The 20,932-nt window shown below is 67.6% G+C and carries 20 protein-coding genes and 1 pseudogene; 10 read left to right on the forward strand and 11 right to left on the reverse strand.

Annotated features, from left to right (window positions below; translation table 11 throughout):
• The first annotated feature begins 49 nt into the window (after nucleotides 1-49).
• The 3 genes from DIE22_RS28180 (at nucleotide 50) to DIE22_RS28190 (ending at nucleotide 3,543) form a co-directional block, all read left to right on the forward strand.
• Nucleotides 50-1,333 carry an MFS transporter gene (locus DIE22_RS28180; protein ID WP_124500703.1) on the forward strand — a complete coding sequence of 428 codons (1,284 nt, stop codon included), beginning with the start codon at nucleotides 50-52 and terminating at the stop codon, nucleotides 1,331-1,333.
• Nucleotides 1,334-1,491: 158 nt separating this feature from the next.
• A complete protein-coding gene (locus DIE22_RS28185) occupies nucleotides 1,492-2,097 on the forward strand; it encodes a nitroreductase family protein (protein WP_124500702.1) in 606 nt (201 codons plus the stop codon).
• A gap of 195 nt (nucleotides 2,098-2,292) precedes the next feature.
• A complete protein-coding gene (locus DIE22_RS28190) occupies nucleotides 2,293-3,543 on the forward strand; it encodes an Hsp70 family protein (protein WP_124500701.1) in 1,251 nt (416 codons plus the stop codon).
• A gap of 100 nt (nucleotides 3,544-3,643) precedes the next feature.
• Here DIE22_RS28190 and DIE22_RS28195 read toward each other — a convergent pair whose 3' ends face one another.
• Nucleotides 3,644-3,847 carry a cold-shock protein gene (locus DIE22_RS28195; RefSeq protein WP_006477070.1) on the reverse strand — a complete coding sequence of 68 codons (204 nt, stop codon included), beginning with the start codon at nucleotides 3,845-3,847 and terminating at the stop codon, nucleotides 3,644-3,646.
• A 419-nt stretch (nucleotides 3,848-4,266) separates the two neighbouring features.
• Between DIE22_RS28195 and DIE22_RS28200 the strand changes: the two genes are divergently transcribed.
• Nucleotides 4,267-5,865, forward strand: a complete 1,599-nt coding sequence (locus DIE22_RS28200; protein ID WP_124500700.1) for an APC family permease — start codon at nucleotides 4,267-4,269, stop codon at nucleotides 5,863-5,865.
• A 106-nt stretch (nucleotides 5,866-5,971) separates the two neighbouring features.
• On the opposite strand, the gene DIE22_RS28205 is transcribed toward DIE22_RS28200, so the two are convergent.
• The 7 genes from DIE22_RS28205 to DIE22_RS28235 all read right to left on the reverse strand — a co-directional run bounded on the left by DIE22_RS28205 (nucleotide 5,972) and on the right by DIE22_RS28235 (nucleotide 12,071).
• Nucleotides 5,972-6,763 carry a class III extradiol ring-cleavage dioxygenase gene (locus DIE22_RS28205; RefSeq protein ID WP_124500699.1) on the reverse strand — a complete coding sequence of 264 codons (792 nt, stop codon included), beginning with the start codon at nucleotides 6,761-6,763 and terminating at the stop codon, nucleotides 5,972-5,974.
• 218 nt (nucleotides 6,764-6,981) lie between these two features.
• Nucleotides 6,982-7,578, reverse strand: coding sequence for a UbiX family flavin prenyltransferase (locus tag DIE22_RS28210; protein ID WP_124500698.1), 597 nt, complete (start codon nucleotides 7,576-7,578; stop codon nucleotides 6,982-6,984).
• A gap of 13 nt (nucleotides 7,579-7,591) precedes the next feature.
• Nucleotides 7,592-7,903, reverse strand: a complete 312-nt coding sequence (grxD, locus tag DIE22_RS28215) for a Grx4 family monothiol glutaredoxin (protein WP_011883132.1) — start codon at nucleotides 7,901-7,903, stop codon at nucleotides 7,592-7,594.
• A 67-nt stretch (nucleotides 7,904-7,970) separates the two neighbouring features.
• Nucleotides 7,971-8,813 (reverse strand): peptide chain release factor N(5)-glutamine methyltransferase, encoded by an 843-nt coding sequence (gene prmC, locus DIE22_RS28220; RefSeq protein ID WP_124500697.1) that lies wholly within the window; start codon nucleotides 8,811-8,813, stop codon nucleotides 7,971-7,973.
• Nucleotides 8,814-8,820: 7 nt separating this feature from the next.
• Nucleotides 8,821-9,903 (reverse strand): peptide chain release factor 1, encoded by a 1,083-nt coding sequence (prfA, locus tag DIE22_RS28225; RefSeq protein ID WP_124500696.1) that lies wholly within the window; start codon nucleotides 9,901-9,903, stop codon nucleotides 8,821-8,823.
• A gap of 81 nt (nucleotides 9,904-9,984) precedes the next feature.
• Nucleotides 9,985-11,283, reverse strand: coding sequence for a glutamyl-tRNA reductase (gene hemA / locus DIE22_RS28230; protein WP_124500695.1), 1,299 nt, complete (start codon nucleotides 11,281-11,283; stop codon nucleotides 9,985-9,987).
• Between the two features lie 26 nt (nucleotides 11,284-11,309).
• Nucleotides 11,310-12,071, reverse strand: coding sequence for a response regulator transcription factor (locus DIE22_RS28235; protein ID WP_124500694.1), 762 nt, complete (start codon nucleotides 12,069-12,071; stop codon nucleotides 11,310-11,312).
• 171 nt (nucleotides 12,072-12,242) lie between these two features.
• Here DIE22_RS28235 and DIE22_RS28240 point away from each other — a divergent pair, with 171 nt between their 5' ends.
• The 4 genes from DIE22_RS28240 to DIE22_RS28255 all read left to right on the forward strand — a co-directional run bounded on the left by DIE22_RS28240 (nucleotide 12,243) and on the right by DIE22_RS28255 (nucleotide 15,564).
• Nucleotides 12,243-12,497 (forward strand): hypothetical protein, encoded by a 255-nt coding sequence (locus tag DIE22_RS28240; protein WP_124500693.1) that lies wholly within the window; start codon nucleotides 12,243-12,245, stop codon nucleotides 12,495-12,497.
• Nucleotides 12,498-12,515: 18 nt separating this feature from the next.
• Nucleotides 12,516-14,330: an aminopeptidase P family protein gene (locus DIE22_RS28245; protein WP_124606557.1), complete on the forward strand. Its 1,815-nt coding sequence runs from the start codon at nucleotides 12,516-12,518 to the stop codon at nucleotides 14,328-14,330.
• A 62-nt stretch (nucleotides 14,331-14,392) separates the two neighbouring features.
• A complete protein-coding gene (locus DIE22_RS28250; protein WP_057924700.1) occupies nucleotides 14,393-14,944 on the forward strand; it encodes a cysteine hydrolase family protein in 552 nt (183 codons plus the stop codon).
• Nucleotides 14,941-15,564: an HAD family hydrolase gene (locus DIE22_RS28255; protein ID WP_124500690.1), complete on the forward strand. Its 624-nt coding sequence runs from the start codon at nucleotides 14,941-14,943 to the stop codon at nucleotides 15,562-15,564. The genes DIE22_RS28250 and DIE22_RS28255 overlap by 4 nt, the downstream gene beginning before the upstream one ends.
• A 125-nt stretch (nucleotides 15,565-15,689) precedes the next feature.
• Here the strand turns inward: DIE22_RS28255 and ettA are convergent, their stop codons facing one another.
• The 3 genes from ettA to gcvA form a co-directional block, all read right to left on the reverse strand.
• Nucleotides 15,690-17,357 (reverse strand): energy-dependent translational throttle protein EttA, encoded by a 1,668-nt coding sequence (gene ettA, locus DIE22_RS28260; RefSeq protein ID WP_124500689.1) that lies wholly within the window; start codon nucleotides 17,355-17,357, stop codon nucleotides 15,690-15,692.
• A gap of 187 nt (nucleotides 17,358-17,544) precedes the next feature.
• The gene (locus DIE22_RS28265; protein WP_124606558.1) at nucleotides 17,545-17,853 is read right to left on the reverse strand and encodes a DUF3761 domain-containing protein; all 309 of its coding nucleotides are present in this window, start codon (nucleotides 17,851-17,853) and stop codon (nucleotides 17,545-17,547) included.
• Nucleotides 17,854-17,960: 107 nt separating this feature from the next.
• The gene (gene gcvA, locus DIE22_RS28270; RefSeq protein ID WP_124606559.1) at nucleotides 17,961-18,878 is read right to left on the reverse strand and encodes a transcriptional regulator GcvA; all 918 of its coding nucleotides are present in this window, start codon (nucleotides 18,876-18,878) and stop codon (nucleotides 17,961-17,963) included.
• 203 nt (nucleotides 18,879-19,081) lie between these two features.
• On the opposite strand from gcvA, the gene DIE22_RS28275 reads away from it, so the two are divergent.
• Together DIE22_RS28275 and DIE22_RS28280 are read left to right on the forward strand one after the other, a co-directional pair.
• Nucleotides 19,082-20,344: an MFS transporter gene (locus DIE22_RS28275; RefSeq protein WP_124606560.1), complete on the forward strand. Its 1,263-nt coding sequence runs from the start codon at nucleotides 19,082-19,084 to the stop codon at nucleotides 20,342-20,344.
• A gap of 103 nt (nucleotides 20,345-20,447) precedes the next feature.
• Nucleotides 20,448-20,528 (forward strand): annotated as a pseudogene (locus DIE22_RS28280) (MmcQ/YjbR family DNA-binding protein); the annotation flags it as partial.
• Between the last annotated feature and the right edge of the window lie 404 nt (nucleotides 20,529-20,932).

Consider the following 20,932-nt stretch of genomic DNA (forward strand, 5'->3'; position numbering starts at 1 on the left):
AGGCGGGGCGGGCGCGCGGGCGCCGGGCCGCCAACTGGAGAACGAGAACATGAACTGGGCAGTGACACGAATCGGCGGGCGTTTCCACTACGGATGGCTCGCGGCGGCGGTGGTTTTCCTGATCCTGCTGGCGGCGGCCGGCACACGCGCGACGCCGAGCGTGCTGATGGTGCCGCTCGAGCGCGAACTCGGCTGGAGCCGCGCGGCGATTTCGCTGGCGATTTCGGTGAACATCGCGCTGTACGGCCTGACGGGCCCGTTCGCGGCCGCGGCGATGCAGCGCTTCGGGCTGCGGCCGACGATCCTGACCGCGCTGGTGACGATGAGCGCGGGCGTCGCGCTGTCGTCGATGATGACGCAGAGCTGGCAGATGGTGGTGATCTGGGGGCTGATGGTCGGCTGCTCGACCGGCGTCGTCGCCTTGACGCTGTCCGCGACCTTCGTCACGCGCTGGTTCCATGCGCGGCGCGGCCTCGTGATGGGCATCCTGACCGCGAGCACGGCCACCGGCCAGCTCGTGTTCCTGCCGATGCTCGCGGCGATCGCGCAGCGCCACGGCTGGCGGCCGGTCGTGCTGGTCGTCGCGGTGGCGGCCGCGATCGTGATTCCGTTGGTCGCCTTCCTGCTGCCCGAGCGGCCGGCCGACGTGAAGCTGCGCCCGTACGGCGAGCCGGCCGATGCGCCGGCCGCGCCCGGCGCGACGAAGGAGAACCCGCTCGCGGTCGCGTTCCGCACGCTGCTGATGGCGAGCCGCTCGCGCGACTTCTGGCTGCTGTTCTTCAGCTTCTTCATCTGCGGCGCGAGCACCAACGGCTATGTCGGCACGCATCTGATCGCGATGTGCAGCGACTACGGGATGACCGAAGTGCAGGGCGCCTCGCTGCTGGCCGCGATGGGCGTGTTCGACCTGTTCGGCACGACGCTGTCGGGCTGGCTGTCCGACCGCTACGACAACCGCGTGCTGCTGTTCTGGTACTACGGGCTGCGCGGGCTGTCGCTGATCTACCTGCCGCATGCGTTCGGCATCGATTTCTTCGGGCTGCCGCTGTTCGCGATGTTCTACGGGCTCGACTGGATCGCGACCGTGCCGCCGACCGTGCGGCTCGCCACTGACGTATTCGGCAAGGCCGCGGCACCGGTCGTGTTCGGCTGGATCGTCGCCGGCCACCAGCTCGGCGCGGCATTCGCGGCGCTCGGCGCGGGGTTGCTGCGTGCGAGCCTCGGCACCTATACGATCGCATCGATGATCTCGGGCGGACTCTGCATCGTCGGTGCGCTGATCGTGCTGCGGATCAACCGCGGCCCGTCCCGCGCGGCCGCGCAGGCAGCCTGAGCGTGACAATCCGGCCGGCCCGTGCGCGGGGGCGGCCGGTCCATGCGGGATCGGTGATTTGCATTGCGCGGGATGATCGGGCGCGTGGCGGCTCAAGCGGTTATGCTTGCGGTTGGCCGGGCGTTCGCGCCCCTTCATCGATGTCAGCGAGGAACCGCATGTCCGTCAAACCTGCTCCCACCACTGTTTCGATTCACGACCTGATCGCGGGCCGCTGGAGCCCACGCGCGTATTCGGACGAGCCGATCGGCGCCGCCGATCTGCACGCGGTGCTCGAAGCCGCGCGCTGGGCGCCGTCCGCGTATAACGCGCAGCCGTGGCGCTTCATCGTGTTCGATCGCACGCAGGACGAACCCGCGTTCAAGCGCGCATTCGCGACGCTGGTGCCGTTCAACCAGGGCTGGAACGCACCGGCGCCGGTGCTCGTCGCCGTCACCGCGCACACGCTCACGCCGAAGGGCGAGCCGGCGCCGACCGCGTTGTACGACGCGGGCGCGGCCGCGATGTCGCTGGTGCTGCAGGCGCACGCGCTGGGCCTTGCCGCGCACCAGATGAGCGGCTTCGACGCGAAGGCGTTCCGCGACGCATTCGAGATTCCGGCCGACGTCGCGATTCCGGCGATCATCTCGCTTGGCCACTACGGCAACGTCGACAAGCTCGATCCCGTGCTGCGCGAGCGCGAAAAGGCGCCGCGCACGCGCCATGCGATCGGCGAGGTCGTCTATGCGGGCGCCTGGAAGAAGAGCTTCGACGCCGCGGCCTGATTCCCCCGAGCGGGCGGCGGGGATGCGCTTCGCACCCCGTCCGCACCTGCCGCCGGCGCGCCGCCGTTGCGCCCGATCACCGTCCCGGGCCGGTTGCGCGGTACCGGTGGCCGGCCCCGGTTGTGATCCGACGGGCTTCATGTTAAAAAGCCCGTCCTTTCCGTTTTCGCGCCGGCCATGCTGCGGCACCTTCCCATGACTTACTGCGCGATCGATTTCGGCACGTCCAATTCCGCCGTGGCGCTGCCCGGCGGCGACGGCATGCGCCTCGCGCCCGTCGAGGGCGACCACCTGACGCTGCCCACCGCGATCTTCTTCAATAACGACGAGGAGACGGTCGAATTCGGCCGCGCGGCGCTTGCGTCCTATATCGACGGTTTCGACGGCCGGCTGATGCGCTCGATGAAGAGCATCCTCGGCTCGCCGCTCGCGGAAACCACGACCGATCTCGGCGACGGCAGCGCGATGGCGTACACGGAGATCATCGCGCGCTTCCTGACGCACCTGAAGTGCAAGGCCGAAGCGCGCGCCGGCGCGCCGATCGCCCGCGCGGTGCTCGGCCGGCCGGTGTTCTTCGTCGACGACGATCCGCGTGCCGACCGCCTCGCACAGGACCAGCTCGAAGCGGCCGCGCAGTCGGTCGGTTTCACCGACGTCCATTTCCAGTACGAACCGATCGCGGCCGCGTTCGACTACGAGTCGCGCCAGCAGGCCGAACGGCTCGTGCTGGTCGCCGATATCGGCGGCGGTACGTCGGACTTCTCGCTGGTGCGCGTCGGGCCGGAGCGGATGGCGCGCCTCGAGCGCAAGGACGACGTGCTCGCGCACCACGGCGTGCATGTCGCCGGCACCGATTACGACCGCCGCGTCGAACTGGCGGCGATCCTGCCGGCGTTCGGCTATCGCTCGCTCGATCCCGAGGGCCGTGAGCTGCCGAACCGGATCTACTTCGACCTGGCGACCTGGCACCTGATCAACACGGTCTACACGCCGAAGCGGCTGGGCGAGCTCAAGCTGATGAAGCACCTGTACCAGGACGTGCGGCAGTACGACCGGCTCACGCGCGTGGTCGAGCAGCGGCTCGGACATGCGCTGATGGCACGTGCGGAAGAGGCGAAGATCGGCGTTGCGGCGGGCGGGGAGACGATGATCGACCTGAACGACGTGGAAGAGGATCTGCAGATCGCGTTCGACGCCGAGCGCCTCGTCGATGCGAGCGTCGACGACACCGCGCGCATCGTCGACGCCGCACGCGAAACGGTGCGGCTGGCGGGCGTCGCGCCGCGCGACGTCGGCGCGCTGTATTTCACCGGCGGCTCGACCGGGCTCGCGTTCCTGTCGGGTGCGCTCGCCGGCGCATTCCCGGACGCGCAGCCGGTGTTCGGCGATCGCCTCGCGAGCGTCGCGACGGGGCTCGGCATTCACGCGCAGCGGCTGTTCGGCTGAACGAAGGTTATCCGGACGGGCGGCGGCGCATGGCTGCCGCGCCGACAAACAAAAAGCCCCGCCGAAGCGGGGCTTTTTTACACGAAATATCGCGCCGAACTTAGACCGGACGGATGTTCGCAGCTTGCAGACCCTTCGGGCCCGTCTTCACTTCGAATTCAACCTTCTGGTTTTCTTGCAGCGTCTTGAAACCTTCGACGCGGATTTCCGAGAAGTGCGCGAACAGATCGTCGCCGCCGCCTTCCGGGGTGATGAAGCCGAAGCCCTTTGCGTCATTGAACCACTTGACGGTACCGGTTGCCATGTTACTTGTTCCTAAAAAGATAAAACGGGGCCGAGGCCCATGGGTGCGGAAAATCAAGGAAGGGGGTAATAGGACCAACCGGAGTACCGTTGATGGGCGAACTACGAAAGAACCAATTCACTCGCCGCTTGAAATCCTGCAACGTTGTTTATACGGCTAATCGCTCGCGCGGTCAACCGGATTTCCATGCACTCAGGGTTATTGCGGGGTTCAGGTTTACAAACCTTGCAAATGGCGCGAATTTTTTGTAGGGGCTGAACGATTTTGGCGCCAACTTGCAGGTGCAACCCGTTAAACTACGCGCCGCTGGACGGGTTGCTCCGATCGGGTGATCCGTCCCCCCAAAATGGCGTGCGCGGTGCTGTCCGAGCCGATCCCGGACCGCAGGCCGACCCGCTTTTTGAGACACAGGAGAGGATGTGAAGAGTTCTATTCAACGGAACATCGGCCCGTTTGCACTGATGCTGACGGGGCTGGGTTCGATTATCGGCTCGGGCTGGCTGTTCGGCGCCTGGAAGGCCGCGAAGATCGCCGGTCCGGCGGCGATCTGCGCATGGATCATCGGTGCGGTCGTTATTCTCGCGATTGCGCTGACGTATGCCGAGCTGGGCGCGATGTTCCCCGAGTCGGGCGGCATGGTGCGCTACGCACGTTACTCGCACGGTTCGCTGGTGGGCTTCATCAGCGCGTGGGCGAACTGGATCGCGATCGTATCGGTGATCCCGATCGAGGCGGAAGCGTCGATCCAGTACATGAGCACGTGGCCGTATCCGTGGGCGCACGCGCTGTTCGTCAACGGCGAGCTGACGACACCGGGCCTGCTGCTGTCGGCCGTGCTGGTCGTCATCTACTTCCTGCTGAACTACTGGGGCGTCAAGGCCTTCGCGCGGGCGAACACCGCGATCACGATCTTCAAGTTCCTGATTCCCGGTCTCACGATCCTCGGCCTGATGCTGACGAGCTTCCACTCGGAGAACCTCGGCACCGCATCGAATGCGAGCTTTGCGCCGTACGGCTGGTCGGCCGTGCTGACCGCGGTCGCGACGAGCGGCATCGTGTTCGCGTTCAACGGCTTCCAGAGTCCGGTGAACCTGGCCGGTGAAGCGCGCGATCCGTCGCGCAGCGTGCCGTTCGCGGTGATCACGTCGATCCTGCTCGCGCTCGTGATCTACGTGCTGCTGCAGATGGCGTACATCGGCTCGGTGAATCCGGCCGACGTCGCGAAGGGCTGGGCGCACTTCAACTTCTCGTCGCCGTTCGCGGAACTCGCGATCGCGCTGAACCTGAACTGGCTGGCGATCCTGCTTTACGTTGACGCATTCATCAGCCCGAGCGGCACCGGTACGACCTACATGGCGACGACCACCCGCATGATCTACGCGATGGAGCGCAACAACACGATGCCGAAGATGTTCGGCAACGTGCACCCGATCTACGGCGTGCCGCGCCAGGCGATGTGGTTCAACCTGCTCGTGTCGTTCATCTTCCTGTTCTTCTTCCGCGGCTGGAGCTCGCTCGCGGCGGTGATCTCGGTCGCGACGGTGATCTCGTACCTGACCGGCCCGATCAGCCTGATGGCGCTGCGCCGCGCGGCGACCGACATCGAGCGTCCGCTGTCGATCCCGCTGATGAAGCTCATCGCACCGTTCGCGTTCGTCTGCGCGTCGCTGATCCTGTACTGGGCGAAGTGGCCGCTGACCGGCGAAATCATCCTGCTGATGATCGTCGCGCTGCCGGTGTACTTCTTCTTCCAGGCCAAGGCCGGCTGGACCGGCTGGAGCGCCGACCTGAAGGCCGCATGGTGGCTGGTTGCGTACCTGCCGACGATGGCCGTGCTGTCGCTCATCGGCAGCAAGGAGTTCGGCGGTCACGGCGTGCTGCCGTACGGCTGGGACATGCTGATCGTCGCGGCAATCTCGCTGGTGTTCTACTTCTGGGGCGTGAACACGGGCTACCGGACCACGTATCTCGACGAGCGCGAGTCGCACGAAGAGATCCTCGAACGGGTCGGTGCCTGACGCCTGACCTGCCACCGGAATCGGCGGTGGCGGAAAGCACGAGAAGCCCGCCCGAGCGATGCTCGGGCGGGCTTCTTGTTTGTGGTCGCCGGTTGTGCCGCGCGACTCAGGCGGCCGCGCTCGCGAACACGTAGTTCGTCATCGCGAGCACGCGTTGGTACGTGCCGAGCGACTGGATGCCGAGCCGATAGTCGTCGTCGGCCGCACCGAGCGCGGTGAACACCGGCAGCAGATGTTCGTCGGTCGGATGCATCAGTGCGGCGTGCGGCGCCTGCCGGCGATAGTCGAGCAGTGCATCGACGTCGCGCGCGGCGAGCTTCGCCTCGAACCAGCCGGTGAATTCGGCGACGCGCGGGTCCGCATCCTCGGGCGCCGCGCCGAAATCGGCCGCGCGCAGGTTGTGCGTGATCTGGCCCGAGCCGATCACCATCACACCTTCGTCGCGCAGCGGCCGCAGCGCACGGCCGAGCGCGAAGTGATGGGCCGCATCCGCGCGCGGCTGGATCGACAACTGCGCGATCGGCACGTCGGCTTCCGGAAACATCAGCAGCATCGGCACCCACGCGCCGTGGTCGAGGCCGTGCTCGGTCGTCGCGGTCGCGATGCCGGCTGCGTTCAGCAGCGCCGCCGCCCGTTCGGCGACCTCGGGCGCGCCCGGTACCGGATAGCGGATCTCGTACAGCGCGCGCGGGAAGCCGTAGAAGTCGTGGATCGTTTCCGGGTGTGCGGCCACGCTCGCGACCGGCTGCTGCGTGCCCCAGTGCGCGGACAACATCAGCACCGCGCGCGGGCGCGGCAATTCGGCACCGAGGTGCGTGAACGCGCCGGACGGCAGCGTCGGGTCGATCGGCAGCGTCGGCGCGCCGTGGGACAGGTAAAGCGAGGGCAAGCGGTTCATGGTGGGAGCCTGCAAAAGGGTTTGCCTGTGACTATAGGCGCGCACCGCGCGTTGATAAACCGGCTGCGTGGAATTTGATTGAATCTCGCTGGTTGATAATGCGGCAGGTTCCGCGTGCGCGAGAGCAGGTGGAGCTTGAGAGGAGTGGATCGAGCCGGAAGGCGGCTGAATCGACGAAGATGCGTGAAGAACCGAGCGGATGCGTCGCGTCGAACGGCTTACTGCGCGGGCCGGATGCCGGCCCACGGCGTCGTCATCGGCGCACTGAGCGCGAACAGGTCGAGCACGCGCGTGACGGTCTGGTCGACGAGTTCCTCGATCGTCTTCGGCATTGCGTAGAACGCGGGCAGCGGCGGAAACACGATGCCGCCCATTTCGGTCACGGCGGTCATGTTGCGCAGATGCGCGAGGTTGAACGGCGTTTCGCGCACCATCAGCACGAGTCGGCGGCGTTCCTTCAGCGTGACGTCGGCCGCGCGCGTGATCAGGTTGTCCGACAGCCCGTGCGCGACGCTCGCGAGCGTCTTCATCGAGCAGGGTGCGATCACCATCCCGTCGGTTGCGAATGAACCCGATGCGATCGTCGCGCCGACATCGCGCACCGAATGCACGACATCCGCCCGCCTTTCGACCTCGGCCTTCGACAGCTTCAGTTCATGCTGGATATTGAGCCAGCCGGCGTTCGAAACCAGCAGATGCGTTTCGACGCCGCCGGCGGCGCGCAGCAATTCGAGCAGCCGCACGCCGTAGACCGCGCCGGTGGCGCCGGTGATCGCGACGATCAGCCGGCGCGGCGGCGCGCTGGGGGATGCCATCGGGGAGGGGACGTTACGCGGCGGCGAACAGTTGCTGCAGTTCGCCGGACTGGTACATCTCCATCATGATGTCCGAGCCGCCGATGAATTCGCCCTTCACGTACAGCTGCGGGATGGTCGGCCAGTTCGAGAATTCCTTGATGCCCTGGCGGATTTCGTCGTCCTCGAGCACGTTGACCGTCTTGAACTGGTCGACGCCGCAGGCTTTCAGCACCTGCACGGCGCGGCCGGAGAAGCCGCACATCGGGAATTGCGCGTTGCCCTTCATGAAGAGCACGACCTGGTTTTCGTCGACGATTTGCTTGATACGTTGTTGGGTGTCCATGACTGACCTTGCGTTTGCGGGGCGTTGGAACGAAATGATAGCGGATTTCAACCGGGCGGGCCGGCCATCAGCCGGGCCGGCGGCCGCCTGTCGTGCGTTCGATCGCGGCCAGATCGGTGAGCGATTCGACCGCGACGAAGCCGCGCGACACGAGCAGCGCGCGGACCGCTTCGGCTTGGTCGTAGCCGTGCTCGATCCAGAGCGTGCCGCCCGGTTTCAGGTAGGCGCCGGCGCCCGCGACGATCGTGCGGATCGCGCTCAGGCCGTCGGCGTCGTCGGTGAGCGCGCCGCGCGGCTCGAAGCGCAGGTCGCCCTGCGCGAGGTGCGGATCGTGCCGTGCGATGTACGGCGGGTTGCTGACGATCGTGTCGAACGCGAGCGCCGGGTCGAGCGCGGCGTACCAGTCGCTCTGCAGCCAGTGCAGCGGGCCGCCGGGGCGGCGCGCGTCGAGCAGCTTGTCCGCGTTGCGCTGCGCGACGTCGAGCGCGGCCGATGAACGGTCGAGCGCCCAAACGCGTGCGTCAGGCCGTTCCGCCGCGATCGACACGGCGATCGCGCCGCTGCCGGTGCCGAGATCGAGCACGGCCGGATGCGGCCGTCCGTCGATCGCGTCGAGCGCGGCTTCGACGAGCAGCTCGGTTTCCGGGCGCGGGATCAGCACGTCGGGCGTCACGTCGAACGGCCGGCCGAAGAACTCGCGCATCCCGACGAGCTGCGCGACCGGCTCGCCGGCCACGCGGCGCGCTTCGAGTGCGCGGAAGCGCTCGATCGCGGCGGGCTCGAGCGGGGCGTCGCCGCGCGTGATGAGTTGCGTTCGGGTCCAGCCGAGCGCGTACGCGAGCAGCACGCGTGCATCGACCGGGTCGAGCGGCGATGCGCGCAGCAGGTCGTCGGCGGTGGTGTCGGGCATCGCGGCCTCAGTCGGTGTCGCCGAGCGACGCGAGCAGTTCGGCCTGGTGCTCGCTGACGAGCGCGCTGATCAGTTCGTCGAGATCGCCGTCCATCAGCGCCTCGAGCCGGTACAGCGTCAGGTTGATCCGGTGGTCGGTCATCCGGCCCTGCGGGAAGTTGTACGTGCGGATCCGTTCCGAGCGGTCGCCGGAACCGATCAGGCTCTTGCGCGTCGCCGCTTCCTTCGCGTGCTGCTCGTGATACTGCTTGTCCTTGATCCGCGCGGCGAGCACCTTCAGCGCGCGATCCTTGTTCTTGTGCTGCGAACGGTCGTCCTGGCACTCCACGACGATCCCGGTCGGGATGTGCGTGACGCGCACCGCCGAGTCGGTCTTGTTGATGTGCTGGCCGCCCGCGCCCGACGCGCGGAACGTGTCGATCCGCAGGTCGGCCGGGTTGATCTCGACCTCGCCGATCTCGTCGGCTTCCGGCATCACGGCGACCGTGCAGGCGGACGTGTGGATGCGCCCCTGCGTCTCGGTTGCCGGCACGCGCTGCACGCGATGGCCGCCCGATTCGAACTTCAGGCGCGAGTACGCGCCCTGGCCCGCGATCCGCACGATCACTTCCTTGTAGCCGCCGAGATCCGACGGGCTTTCCGACATCATCTCGACCTGCCAGCGCCGGCGTTCCGCGAAGCGCAGGTACATGCGCAGCAGGTCGCCCGCGAACAGCGCCGATTCGTCGCCGCCGGTGCCCGCGCGAATTTCGAGGAAGATGTTGCGGTCGTCGTTCGGGTCCTTCGGCAGCAGCATCTTCTGCAACTCGCCTTCCAGACGGATCATGCGCTCACGTGCGCTGCGAATCTCGTCTTCGGCGAAATCGCGCATCGATGCATCGGAGACCAACTCCTGCGCGGCCGTCTCGTCGCTGCGCGACTGGCGCCACAGCGCGTACTGCTCGACGACCGGGCCGAGTTCCGCGTGTTCGCGCGTCAGCTTGCGGTACTGGTCGAGATCGGCCGTGACGTTTTCGCGGCTCAGCAGGTCGTTCAGTTCGGCCAGCCGGATAGACAGCTGGTCGAGCTTGCGTTGCATGCTCGTCTTCATGGTGTGGAGCGGCGCTCCCGGGCAAGGGTATTCGGAAAGGATAGGCCGGCTCGCGGCCGGCGGCAGGGCAACCGGCCGGCGCTAGTGGCCGGACTGGTCGTTCGAGCGCGGCGCGTGCTGGTAGAAGCCGCGCATCATGTCGATCAGCGAATCGCGGTCGGTGCCGTTCACGCGGTTGAGCGCGCTCGTCGGGCCGTGGATCAGCTTGTTGGTGAGCGCCTGCGACAGCGCTTCGAGGACGGCGGCCGGATCGTCGCCGCGCGCGAGCAGCTTCTGCGCCTTCTCGACTTCCGCGCGGCGCAGCGCGTCGGCCTGCGTATGCATGTGACGGATCACCGGCACGACGCTGCGCGTGTCGAGCCATTGCATGAAATTCTGTACACGCGTCTCGATGATCGTCTCGGCCTGCGCGACCGCGGCCTGGCGCGATGCGTTGCCTTCGCGCACGATCGCGCCGAGATCGTCGACGGTGTAGAGGAATATGTCCTTCAGCTTGCCGACTTCCGGCTCGATGTCGCGCGGCACCGCGAGGTCGACCATGAAGATCGGCCGGTGGCGGCGCGCCTTCACCGCGCGCTCGACCGCGCCGAGGCCGATGATCGGCAGCGTGGACGCGGTGCACGACACGATGATGTCGAACTCGTGCATCCGGGCCGGCAGGTCCGACAGCGGCATCGCGTGGCCGTTGAAGCGTTCGGCGAGCCGCTGGCCGCGTTCGGCCGTGCGGTTCGCGATGACGAGTTCGCGTGGGCTCTGCGCGGCGAAGTGCGTCGCGCACAGCTCGATCATCTCGCCGGCGCCGATGAACAGCACACGCTGATCCGACACCTTTTCGAAGATGCGCTGCGCGAGACGCACCGCTGCGGCGGCCATCGACACTGACTGCGCGCCGATCTCGGTCGTGCCGCGCACTTCCTTCGCGACGGCGAACGTGCGCTGGAACAGCTGGTTCAGATAGGTGCCGAGCGCGCCGGCTTCCGTCGCGGTGCGCACGGCGTCCTTCATCTGGCCCAGAATCTGTGTTTCGCCGAGTACCATCGAATCGAGGCCCGACGCGACGCGGAATGCGTGCCGGACCGCTTCCGACTGTGGCAGCGCATAGACGTGCGGCGCGAGTTCGTCGACCGGAATCTGGTGGTACTCCGACAGCCAGCGAATTGCCCCCTCGCGCGCGGCCCGATCGTCGGTCGCGCAGTAGAGTTCGGTGCGGTTGCAGGTCGAGAGGATCGCCGCTTCGGGCGCATTGGGCGCCTGGGGGCCGAGGAATACGTTCTTGAACGTGACGAGAGCCGGCTTGATTTGCTCGAGCGGAAACGCCACGCGTTCGCGCAGGGCGACAGGCGCAGTGTGGTGATTGATTCCGATCGTGAGGAGTTGCATATCGAGGGCTATCGTTTAGCCCCATATTATAGCGTTTCAGCGATTTCCTCACTCGCTGCATACCGGGCATCAGCGTGGCGTGGCCTCGAATTCGGGGGCTCGATCGGCACGCGGTCGAGCTGATAGCCGTAGCCGTAGAGCGGCAGAAGCCGGTAGCCACGCTCCGGAAGCAGCTGCAGCTTGCTGCGCAGCCGCGACGCGTGGGTGTCGAGCGTGCGCGACTTCATGTCGCGGCGGCGGGCCCAAACGGTTTCGAGGATATGAGCGCGCGACACGGGCCGGGACAGGTTCGCGAACAGCAGCTGCGCGAAGCGGAACTCCTTCGGCGTGAGCGCGACGACCGCGTCGCCGAAGCGCACGAGGCTGTGGGTCGCATCGAATGCGTATTCTCCATACATTTCGCGCGAGCGATTCGGCGGCCGCCGGACTCCGGCGCGCCGGCTCAGCGCATTGACCCGTGCGAGCAGCTCGGGCCCGCTCACCGGGCGCACGAGACAGTCGTCGGCGCCCGCGTGCAGGCACGACACGACTTCGCTTTCGCGCGGCAGCTGCATCACGGCGATGGCCGGCAGCCCGGGCAGGATCGCCTGCGCCCGCGGAATGACTTCCTCGGCCGGCTGGTCGCCGGCCCAGTTGCCGGTGATCAGCATGTCGCAGGTATCGGTGGCGAGCCACTCGAAGAACGCCGCGCTGGACGGAAACGCGTGGCACACATGACCGCCGGCGAAGAGCAGGCGGTTCAGGAGCGCAGCATGACGCGCCTCCGGATCGATCAGGGCGATTCGCATGAGGATTTCTTCAATACGGCTGCCGGTGCGCGCTTGCCATAACGTCGGGACGGCCCCTACACTCGAATGTTCGCGGCGCCCGGCTGGTCTCGGGTTCGATGGATGAATCGATGCTAGCCGCTGGCAACGTTCACGCCTATGGGACGAATCTGAATTTATGGAAGGCGTCGAATGAACTGGTTTGGAATTCTTGTCCTGGGAGCGTCTGTCGGGCTGTTCGGCCGGTGGCTGCATCCGATGCGGCGCACGGGCCGGCCGGCATGGTGGATCGTGGTGCTGGTCGGCATCGCAGGCGCCGCCGCCGCGCGCATGGCCGGCAACCTCTCCGGACTGTTTTACGATGGCGAAACGCTCGAATGGCCGGTCTGCACCGCTGTCGCGTTCCTCGCCGTAGCCGTGACGGTCGCCCTGTCGGCCCGTCGCTGAAAGCTCTCAGGTGAAATCATGAATGCCCGTCTCCCCGAAGTCTCGCCGGTGCCGGCACGCCTCGCGCTGCTGCGCGGCGCGATGGTCCGCGAGGACCTGGCCGCCTATCTCGTGCCGTCCGCCGATCCTCACCTGTCCGAGTATCTGCCCGAACGCTGGCAGGCGCGCCGCTGGCTGTCCGGTTTCACGGGCTCGGTCGGCACGCTGGTCGTGACCGCGGATTTCGCGGGCTTGTGGGTCGACAGCCGTTACTGGGTGCAGGCCGAGGCCGAACTCGCCGGCACGGGCGTCCAGCTGATGAAGATGACGGGCGGGCAGCAGAGCGCGCCGCACGTCGACTGGCTCGCGCAGAACGTGCTGGCCGGTGCGACGGTCGGCGTCGACGGCGCCGTGCTCGGTGTCGCGGCGGCACGCGCGCTGACGGCCGCGCTGAGAGCGCGCGGCATCGCGCTGCGCACCGATCTCGACCTGCTCGACGCGATCTGGCCGGAGCGCCCGGGGCTGCCGGGCGACGCGGTGTTCGAGCACGTGGCGCCGCAGGCCGACGCGACGCGCGCGAGCAAGCTCGCCGAAGTGCGCCGCGCGATGCACGCGCAGGGCGCGCAATGGCATTTCGTGTCGACGCTCGACGATCTCGCGTGGCTGTTCAACCTGCGCGGCGCCGACGTCAACTTCAATCCCGTGTTCGTCGCGCACGCGATGATCGGCGCCGATCGCGCGACGCTGTTCGTCGCCGACGGCAAGGTGTCGCCGGCACTGGCCGCGTCGCTCGCGCGGGACGGCGTCGAGGTCCGCGCGTACGACGCCGCGCGCGCATCGCTCGCGGCGCTGCCCGACGACGCGACGCTGCTGATCGATCCGCGCCGCGTGACCTTCGGCACGCTCGAGGCCGTGCCGGCCGGCGTGAAGCTGGTCGAGGCCGTGAACCCGTCGACGTTCGCGAAGTCGCGCAAGACGTCCGCCGAGATCGAGCACGTGCGCGTGACGATGGAGCACGACGGCGCCGCGCTCGCCGAATTCTTCGCGTGGTTCGAGCAGGCAGTGAACCGCGAGACGATCACCGAGCTGACGATCGAGGAAAAGCTCACCGCCGCGCGTGCACGGCGCCCCGGCTATGTGTCGGCGAGCTTTGCGACGATCGCCGGCTTCAATGCGAACGGTGCGATGCCGCATTACCACGCGACGCCCGAGTCGCACGCGACGATCGCCGGCGACGGCCTGCTGCTGATCGATTCGGGCGGCCAGTACACGACCGGCACCACCGACATCACGCGTGTCGTGCCGGTCGGCACGATCGGCGACCTGCAGCGCCGCGATTTCACGATCGTGCTGAAGTCGATGATGGCGCTGTCGCGCGCGCGCTTTCCGCGCGGCATCCGCTCGCCGATGCTCGATGCGATCGCGCGCGCGCCGATGTGGGCGGCGGGGCTCGACTACGGCCACGGCACCGGCCACGGTGTCGGTTACTTCCTGAACGTGCACGAGGGCCCGCAGGTCATCTCGCACTACGCACCGGCCGAGCCGTACACGGCGATGGAAGAGGGGATGATCACGTCGATCGAGCCGGGCGTGTACCGGCCCGGCAAATGGGGCATCCGGATCGAGAACCTGGTCGTGAACCGCGCGGGCGGACAGACCGAGTTCGGCGACTTCCTCGCATTCGAGACGCTCACGTTGTGCCCGATCGACACCCGCTGCGTGCTGATCGAGATGCTGCATGAAGAAGAGCGCGCGTGGCTGAACGCGTATCACGCGACCGTGCGCGAGCGTGTCGGCCGGCACGTGAGCGGCGACGCGAAGGCGTGGCTCGACGCGCGGACGCAGCCGATCTGACGCAACGCGCAAAGCGCGAAACCGGCCGCATGACGGCCGGACCATGACCGAGAGGGCAAGCGATGGCAGATACCGCAGTGATCGTGATCGACATGCAGCGTGGGCTGGTGCAGCGGGCGCGGCCCGCGTACCGGCTCGACGACGTCGTGTCCGGCATCAACCGGCTGACGGCGGCGGCGCGCGCGGCGAACGCGCCCGTATGCTTCGTGCAGCACGACGGCGATGCGGACGACGACATCGTGCCCGGCACGCCCGGCTGGGAACTGCATGAGGCGCTGATCGTCGGCCGCGCCGACTGGCGCATCCGCAAGCAGATGAGCGATTCGTTCCACGACACGCCGCTCGCCGCGCAACTCGACGGGCGCGGCATCCGTTCGGTGCTGATCTGCGGCTATGCGACCGAGTTCTGCGTCGATTCGGCCGCGCGCCGCGCGGCACTGCTCGGCTACCGGACGACCGTCGTCTCCGACCTGCACACGACGAACGAGCGCACGCACCTGTCGGCCGCGCAGATCGTCGCGCACCATCACTTCGTCTGGGAAAACAACACGCTGTCGGGCAATGCGGTGACGCCGCGTCCGCTCGCCGACGTGCTCGCCACGGAGTTCGCATGACGATCAAGGCGGTGGTGTTCGATTTCGGCGGCGTGCTGATCGACTGGAGCCCCGAGTACCTGTACCGGCAACTGATTCCGGATGAAGCCGAGCGCCGCTGGTTCCTCACGCACGTGTGCGCGATGGACTGGGTGATCCGCCAGGACGGCGGGCAGACGATCGACGAGGGAACGCGCGAGCTCGTCGCGAAGTTTCCGGAGCACGAGGCGCTGATCCGCGCGTTCTACACGCGCTGGCACGAGATGATCGGCGGCGTGCTCGACGAAGGCGTTGCGCTCGTCGACCGGCTCGACGCGCAGGGGATGCCGCTCTTCGGGTTGACCAACTGGTCCGCGCAGACCTTTCCGTACGCATGGGACAACTTCGCGGTGCTGCGGCGCTTCAAGGAGATCGTCGTGTCGGGCCGCGTGAAGCTCGTGAAACCCGATCCGGCGATCTACCGCGAAATGCATGCGCGGATCGATCCGCATCTGCCGGGCATCGCGCCGCATGAACTCGTGTTCATCGACGACAACGCGAACAACGCCGCGGCCGCGACGGCGCTCGGCTGGCACGGCATTCATCACACGAGCGCGGCGGTGACCGAGGCGCGCTTGCGCGAACTGGGCGCGCTCGCGTAGGCGGCTGCCGAATCGCTGTCAGATAAAAAAAGCGGGCCATCGAGCCCGCTTTTTCATTTTGCCGATCCGGAAGCTGCCGCTTTCGGCATCCGGCACCGCATTGCCGGATGCCCGGGCCGCAACGTTCAGCGGCTGATCGGCTTGTAGCGCAGGCGCTTCGGCTTCGCGGCTTCCTCGCCGAGGCGTGCACGCTTGTCGGCTTCGTATTCCTGGTAGTTGCCGTCGAAGAACGTGACCTGCGAATCGCCTTCGAACGCGAGGATGTGCGTCGCGATCCGGTCGAGGAACCAGCGATCGTGCGAGATCACCATCACCGAACCCGCGAACTCCAGCAGCGCGTCTTCCAGGGCACGCAGCGTTTCGACGTCGAGGTCGTTCGACGGTTCGTCGAGCAGCAGCACGTTGCCGCCGGAGATCAGCGTTTTCGCGAGGTGCAGGCGGCCGCGTTCGCCGCCGGACAGGTTGCCGACGATCTTCTGCTGGTCGCCGCCCTTGAAGTTGAAGCGGCCGATGTACGCACGCGACGGCGTTTCGTACTTGCCGACCGTCAGCACGTCGGCGCCGCCCGAGATTTCCTCGAACACCGTCTTCGAGCCGTCGAGCGCGTCGCGGCTCTGGTCGACGTACGCGAGCTTCACGGTCGGGCCCATCACGACTTCGCCCGAATCCGGCTGTTCCTTGCCGGTCAGCATCTTGAACAGCGTCGACTTGCCGGCGCCGTTCGGGCCGATGATGCCGACGATCGCGCCGGCCGGGATCTTGAAGTTCAGGTTGTCGATCAGCAGGCGGTCGCCGAACGACTTGCTGACGTTCTTGAACTCGATCACTTCATTGCCGAGGCGGTCGCCGACCGGAATGAAGATTTCCTGCGTTTCGTTGCGCTTCTGGTATTCCTGGCTGTTCAGCTCCTCGAAACGCGCGATACGCGCCTTCGACTTCGCCTGGCGGCCCTTCGGGTTCTGGCGCACCCACTCCAGTTCCTTCTTGATCGCCTTCTGGCGTGCCGATTCCGACGCTTCTTCCTGCTTCAGGCGCTCTTCCTTCTGGTCGAGCCAGCTGCTGTAGTTGCCCTTCCACGGAATGCCGTGACCGCGGTCGAGTTCGAGGATCCACTCGGCTGCATTGTCGAGGAAGTAGCGATCGTGCGTGACGGCGACGACGGTGCCCGGGAAGCGCACCAGGAACTGCTCGAGCCAGTCGACCGATTCGGCGTCGAGGTGGTTGGTCGGCTCGTCGAGCAGCAGCATGTCGGGCTTTTCGAGCAGCAGCTTGCACAGTGCGACGCGGCGCTTTTCGCCGCCCGACAGGTGCTCGATCTTCGCGTCCCACGCCGGCAGGCGCAGCGCGTCGGCGGCCACTTCGAGCTGCTGCTCGGGGCTGCCGCCGTCGCTCGACGCGAGGATCGCTTCGTATTTCGCCTGCTCGGCGGCGAGCGCGTCGAAGTCGGCGTCCGGTTCCGCATACGCGGCGTAGATTTCCTCAAGCTTCTTGTTCGCCTGGAACAGGTCGCCGAGGCCGTCCTCGACGGCTTCGCGCACCGTCTTCGTCGGGTCGAGCTGCGGTTCCTGCGGCAGGTAGCCGATGTTCAGGTTCGGCATCGGCGTCGCTTCGCCTTCGATGTCCTTGTCGACACCCGCCATGATGCGGATCAGCGTCGACTTGCCCGAGCCGTTCAGGCCGAGCACGCCGATCTTCGCGCCGGGAAAGAACGACAGCGAGATGTCCTTCAGGATCTGGCGCTTGGGCGGCACGATCTTGCCGACCCGGTTCATCGTGAAAACGTATTGGGCCATTTGGTGTGAAAGTCAGAAGTGGTTGAGACTGCTGCGCAGCGCATGGGCGTGCGTGGCGTCGGGTGATTCGGTACGGAGCGTGCCGCGCGGGCGCGGCAGTGTCGCCGCGGGTTGGCGGCGCGAGCGCGTATTGTACTTCGCCGCCGGCTGCCGCTGGCACCGCGCAGGCCATTCGGCCGACCCGCGTTCACAGCCACGCGGCGACGCCGCCGTGCCCCGAGCAGGTGCCGTGCCGACGGCGGCTGAAGCTGTACGTGCCGTCGCGGCAGCGCGCGCTCGCGCCCTCGGGCACGCGGCCCGATTTCGAATGGGCCGGCGCATGGACGGTGTCGCCGTCGCGATTGCGGTACGTGTCGTGCCGGTCGAGGTCGGCTTCGTTGCCGTAGCCGGGCGACGCGCGATACGCGTGCACCGGAGGCGGCAGGGCGGCGCACGCAACGAACAGCGCGGCCGACAGGGTCGCGATGCGCGTCGTGCGGCGGAGCAGGGCAGGCATGGTCTCTCCGGATGTTGTTATCTGCTGTCGATCGCGGGTCGACGTCCCGGGCCGCATGTTAGCCGATCGGCTGAAGATCGGTGCCGCTGCCCTGCGGTGCGGCGAGGCTACGCCGCGCCGGTCATCGATGCCGCGCCGTCGGCCTGCGCGGCGTCGAGAATCCATCGGCGGAATGCCGCGACTTTCGCGCGCTCCGCATGATGCGGCGGATAGACGAGGTAGTACGCGAAGTCGTCGAGCCAGGCGACGTCGGCAAGCTGCACGAGCCGGCCGCTCGCGAGTTCGTTGCGTACCATCGCCGCCGGCAGCAGGCCGGCGCCCTGGCCGGCGAGGATCGCCTGCAGCAACAGGCCGGAATCGTCGAACGCGGGGCCGCGCGGCGGACCGAAATCGTCGATCCGCTGCGCGTCGAACCAGATGTGCCAGCCCTTGCGCTCGGCGTCGTGCAGATGCGGCCATCCGGCCAGGTCGGCGGGCGTGGCCGGCAGGCCCAGCCGTGCGACGAGTGCCGGCGCTGCAAGCGCGACGATCTCCACCGTCAGCAGCCGTTCGCTGCACAGCCCGATGTAGCGGCCGAGGCCGTGGCGGATCGCGACGTCGACGCCGTCGCGCGAGAAGTCGGCGAGTGCGTGGCTCGCGACGATCTGCAGGTCGACGTCCGGGCACGCGTCACGGAACTGCGCGAGGCGCGGCACGAGCCACGCGGACGCGAAAAACGGCGTGACGCTCACCGTCAGCACGCCGCTGTCGGCGGTGCCCGACACGCGCTGCGATGCATCGGCGATCTGCCGGAACGCGTTGCGCACGGGCGGCAGGTAGTCGCGGCCCGCGGCGGTCAGCAGGATGCCGCGGTTCACGCGCTCGAACAGTTGCACGCCGAGGTGGGTCTCGAGCGTGCGGATCATCTGGCTCACCGCGCCGGGCGTGACCGACAACTCTTCCGCTGCAGACTTCACCGACAGGTGGCGGGCGGCCGCCTCGAACGCACGCAGCGCGTTGAGAGGCGGCAGACGGGAACGGTTCATTCAGTTTTTCTAAAGTGAAAGGCCGACGAAATATCGTTTGAGGCGACGCGTACGCGCGAGTACCGTTACCGCAACGGATGGCATTGGATCGCATTCGTCGCGGCCGTCTTGCAGCGGTCGCTGCGATCAACATAGTTCAACTATATCCATGAGGCAATCCGGGCGCCGCGCGGCGTCCGGCGGAACCTGAGAGGAGCATCGTCATGAGCTGCCCGCGCGCATCGCGCGTCTTCTACGGCTGGTATGTGGTGGCGGCCGCGTTCGCCGTCACGTTCGTCGGATTCGGCAGTGCGTATACGTTCAGCGCATTCGTCGAATCGCTGCAGCGGGATTTCGCCGCCTCGCGCGGGCAGATCTCGCTCGTGTTCTCGCTGGCCGGCTTCCTGTATTTCGGCTTCGGCATCGTCAGCGGCCCGCTTGCCGATCGCTTCGGCTCCCGGCGGCTCGCCGTCACCGGCATGTTGCTGACGGCCGCCGGTTTCGCGGCGGCCGGTGCCGCGCATACGCTGCTGCAGGTCTATGTCGCGTACGGGCTCGGTGTCGGCTTCGGCGTCGGCTGCGCGTATGTGCCGGCCGTCGGCGCCGTGCAACGCTGGTTCGTGCGGCGGCGCGGCTTCGCGTCGGGGCTCGCGGTCGCGGGGATCGGCGTCGGCACGCTCGTGATGCCGCCGCTCGCGTCGGCGCTGATCGCGCACGTCGGCTGGCGCGGCGCGTATGTCACGCTCGCGGCGCTCGCGCTGGTGATGGGTGCGGGCATGTCGCTGCTGATCGAGAACGATCCGCGCGGACGCGGCTTGTTGCCCGACGGCGATGTGGCGCATACGCAATCGGGCGCCGCGCCGCCCGGCGCCGCTTCATCGGTACCGGCCGGTGCGACCGTGCGCGAGGCCGTTACGTCGCGGCCGTTCGCGAGCCTCTACGCGGCGTGTCTCGTGTGCTCGTTCGGCGTCTTCGTGCCGTTCGTGCACCTTGTGCCGTACGCGCTCGATCACGGCGTCGCGCCATCGACGGCCGTCCTGCTGCTCGGCGCGATCGGCGTCGGCAGCACGGCAGGGCGCTTCTTCCTCGGCGGCCTCGCCGACCGCTTCGGCCGCCGTGCGTCGCTGCTCGCGATGTTCGCGGGCATGGCCGTCGCGCTCGTTGCATGGGCCGGCGCCGGGGGCGTCGCGACGCTGGCCGCGTTCGCACTCGTGTTCGGCGTGTTCTACGGCGGCTGGGTCGCCGTGCTGCCCGCCGTCGTGATGGACTACTTCGGCGGCCGCAACGTGAGCGCGATCATCGGCGTGCTGTACACGAGCGTTGCGTTCGGCACGCTGATCGGGCCCGCGGCGGCCGGTTTCATCTACGACGCGGGCGGCGGCTATCTCGTGCCGATCCTTGCCAGCGCAGTTGCCAATGCGATCGCGTTCGCGATCGTCGCCACCACCGGACGCGCGCCGGTGACCGCGCGCGCGGCCGGCCGCTAGGCATGCGCCGCCGGTGCGCGGCCAGACGCCTCGCGGCCGGGCGTCATCCACGATTCCCGATACGGTGTCCAGGGCGTCGATCATCGACGGGCGAAGGCGCATCGTGACATTCGACGAAGTTCGGCAGATCGCGCTGGCATGGCGCGGTGTCGAGGAGGGTACGTCGTACGGCACACCCGCGATGCCGGGCGAGCCTGCATCGCCTTCAATCGCCCGATCCGGCGGCGCCCAAGCGGACGCCGAACCGGACCAGGCGTTGCATCGGTTCGCATCGATGCAACAAGTGGTCCCATCGAAATTCTTCAATTGGTTCTTAGTGAAGAACCGTTTGGTGCTTACACTCCTTCGCTTCGAAGGCGGCTGACCGACAGCCGACGGAAAGGGCGCACGCGATGCGCCGGCATCCTTGAGCGCCGCATCGCACTCGCAGCTTCGCAGACTGCGTCGCGCACCGACCGGAACAGGCTCGATCCGGTTCCGCCCGCATGCCGCGCACGCGCGGCGGGCTGCCGGGTTCAACAACGACAACTCCCCGCGCCGCCTTCACGCGACACCCGGTCGTACCGGAACCGTTTTTTGGAGAGAGAC

It is taken from the genome of Burkholderia sp. Bp9142, from assembly GCF_003853415.1.
Lineage (GTDB): Bacteria > Pseudomonadota > Gammaproteobacteria > Burkholderiales > Burkholderiaceae > Burkholderia.

Bases quoted from the DNA above. Each gene is read 5' to 3' on its own strand.
- DIE22_RS28180 (WP_124500703.1), top strand. From the start codon at position 50: ATGAACTGGGCAGTGACACGAATCGGCGGGCGTTTCCACTACGGATGG.
- DIE22_RS28185 (WP_124500702.1), top strand. From the start codon at position 1,492: ATGTCCGTCAAACCTGCTCCCACCACTGTTTCGATTCACGACCTGATC.
- DIE22_RS28190 (WP_124500701.1), top strand. From the start codon at position 2,293: ATGACTTACTGCGCGATCGATTTCGGCACGTCCAATTCCGCCGTGGCG.
- DIE22_RS28195 (WP_006477070.1), bottom strand. From the start codon at position 3,847: ATGGCAACCGGTACCGTCAAGTGGTTCAATGACGCAAAGGGCTTCGGC.
- DIE22_RS28205 (WP_124500699.1), bottom strand. From the start codon at position 6,763: ATGAACCGCTTGCCCTCGCTTTACCTGTCCCACGGCGCGCCGACGCTG.
- DIE22_RS28210 (WP_124500698.1), bottom strand. From the start codon at position 7,578: ATGGCATCCCCCAGCGCGCCGCCGCGCCGGCTGATCGTCGCGATCACC.
- grxD (WP_011883132.1), bottom strand. From the start codon at position 7,903: ATGGACACCCAACAACGTATCAAGCAAATCGTCGACGAAAACCAGGTC.
- prmC (WP_124500697.1), bottom strand. From the start codon at position 8,813: ATGCCCGACACCACCGCCGACGACCTGCTGCGCGCATCGCCGCTCGAC.
- prfA (WP_124500696.1), bottom strand. From the start codon at position 9,903: ATGAAGACGAGCATGCAACGCAAGCTCGACCAGCTGTCTATCCGGCTG.
- hemA (WP_124500695.1), bottom strand. From the start codon at position 11,283: ATGCAACTCCTCACGATCGGAATCAATCACCACACTGCGCCTGTCGCC.
- DIE22_RS28235 (WP_124500694.1), bottom strand. From the start codon at position 12,071: ATGCGAATCGCCCTGATCGATCCGGAGGCGCGTCATGCTGCGCTCCTG.
- DIE22_RS28240 (WP_124500693.1), top strand. From the start codon at position 12,243: ATGAACTGGTTTGGAATTCTTGTCCTGGGAGCGTCTGTCGGGCTGTTC.
- DIE22_RS28245 (WP_124606557.1), top strand. From the start codon at position 12,516: ATGAATGCCCGTCTCCCCGAAGTCTCGCCGGTGCCGGCACGCCTCGCG.
- DIE22_RS28250 (WP_057924700.1), top strand. From the start codon at position 14,393: ATGGCAGATACCGCAGTGATCGTGATCGACATGCAGCGTGGGCTGGTG.
- DIE22_RS28255 (WP_124500690.1), top strand. From the start codon at position 14,941: ATGACGATCAAGGCGGTGGTGTTCGATTTCGGCGGCGTGCTGATCGAC.
- ettA (WP_124500689.1), bottom strand. From the start codon at position 17,357: ATGGCCCAATACGTTTTCACGATGAACCGGGTCGGCAAGATCGTGCCG.
- DIE22_RS28265 (WP_124606558.1), bottom strand. From the start codon at position 17,853: ATGCCTGCCCTGCTCCGCCGCACGACGCGCATCGCGACCCTGTCGGCC.
- gcvA (WP_124606559.1), bottom strand. From the start codon at position 18,878: ATGAACCGTTCCCGTCTGCCGCCTCTCAACGCGCTGCGTGCGTTCGAG.
- DIE22_RS28275 (WP_124606560.1), top strand. From the start codon at position 19,082: ATGAGCTGCCCGCGCGCATCGCGCGTCTTCTACGGCTGGTATGTGGTG.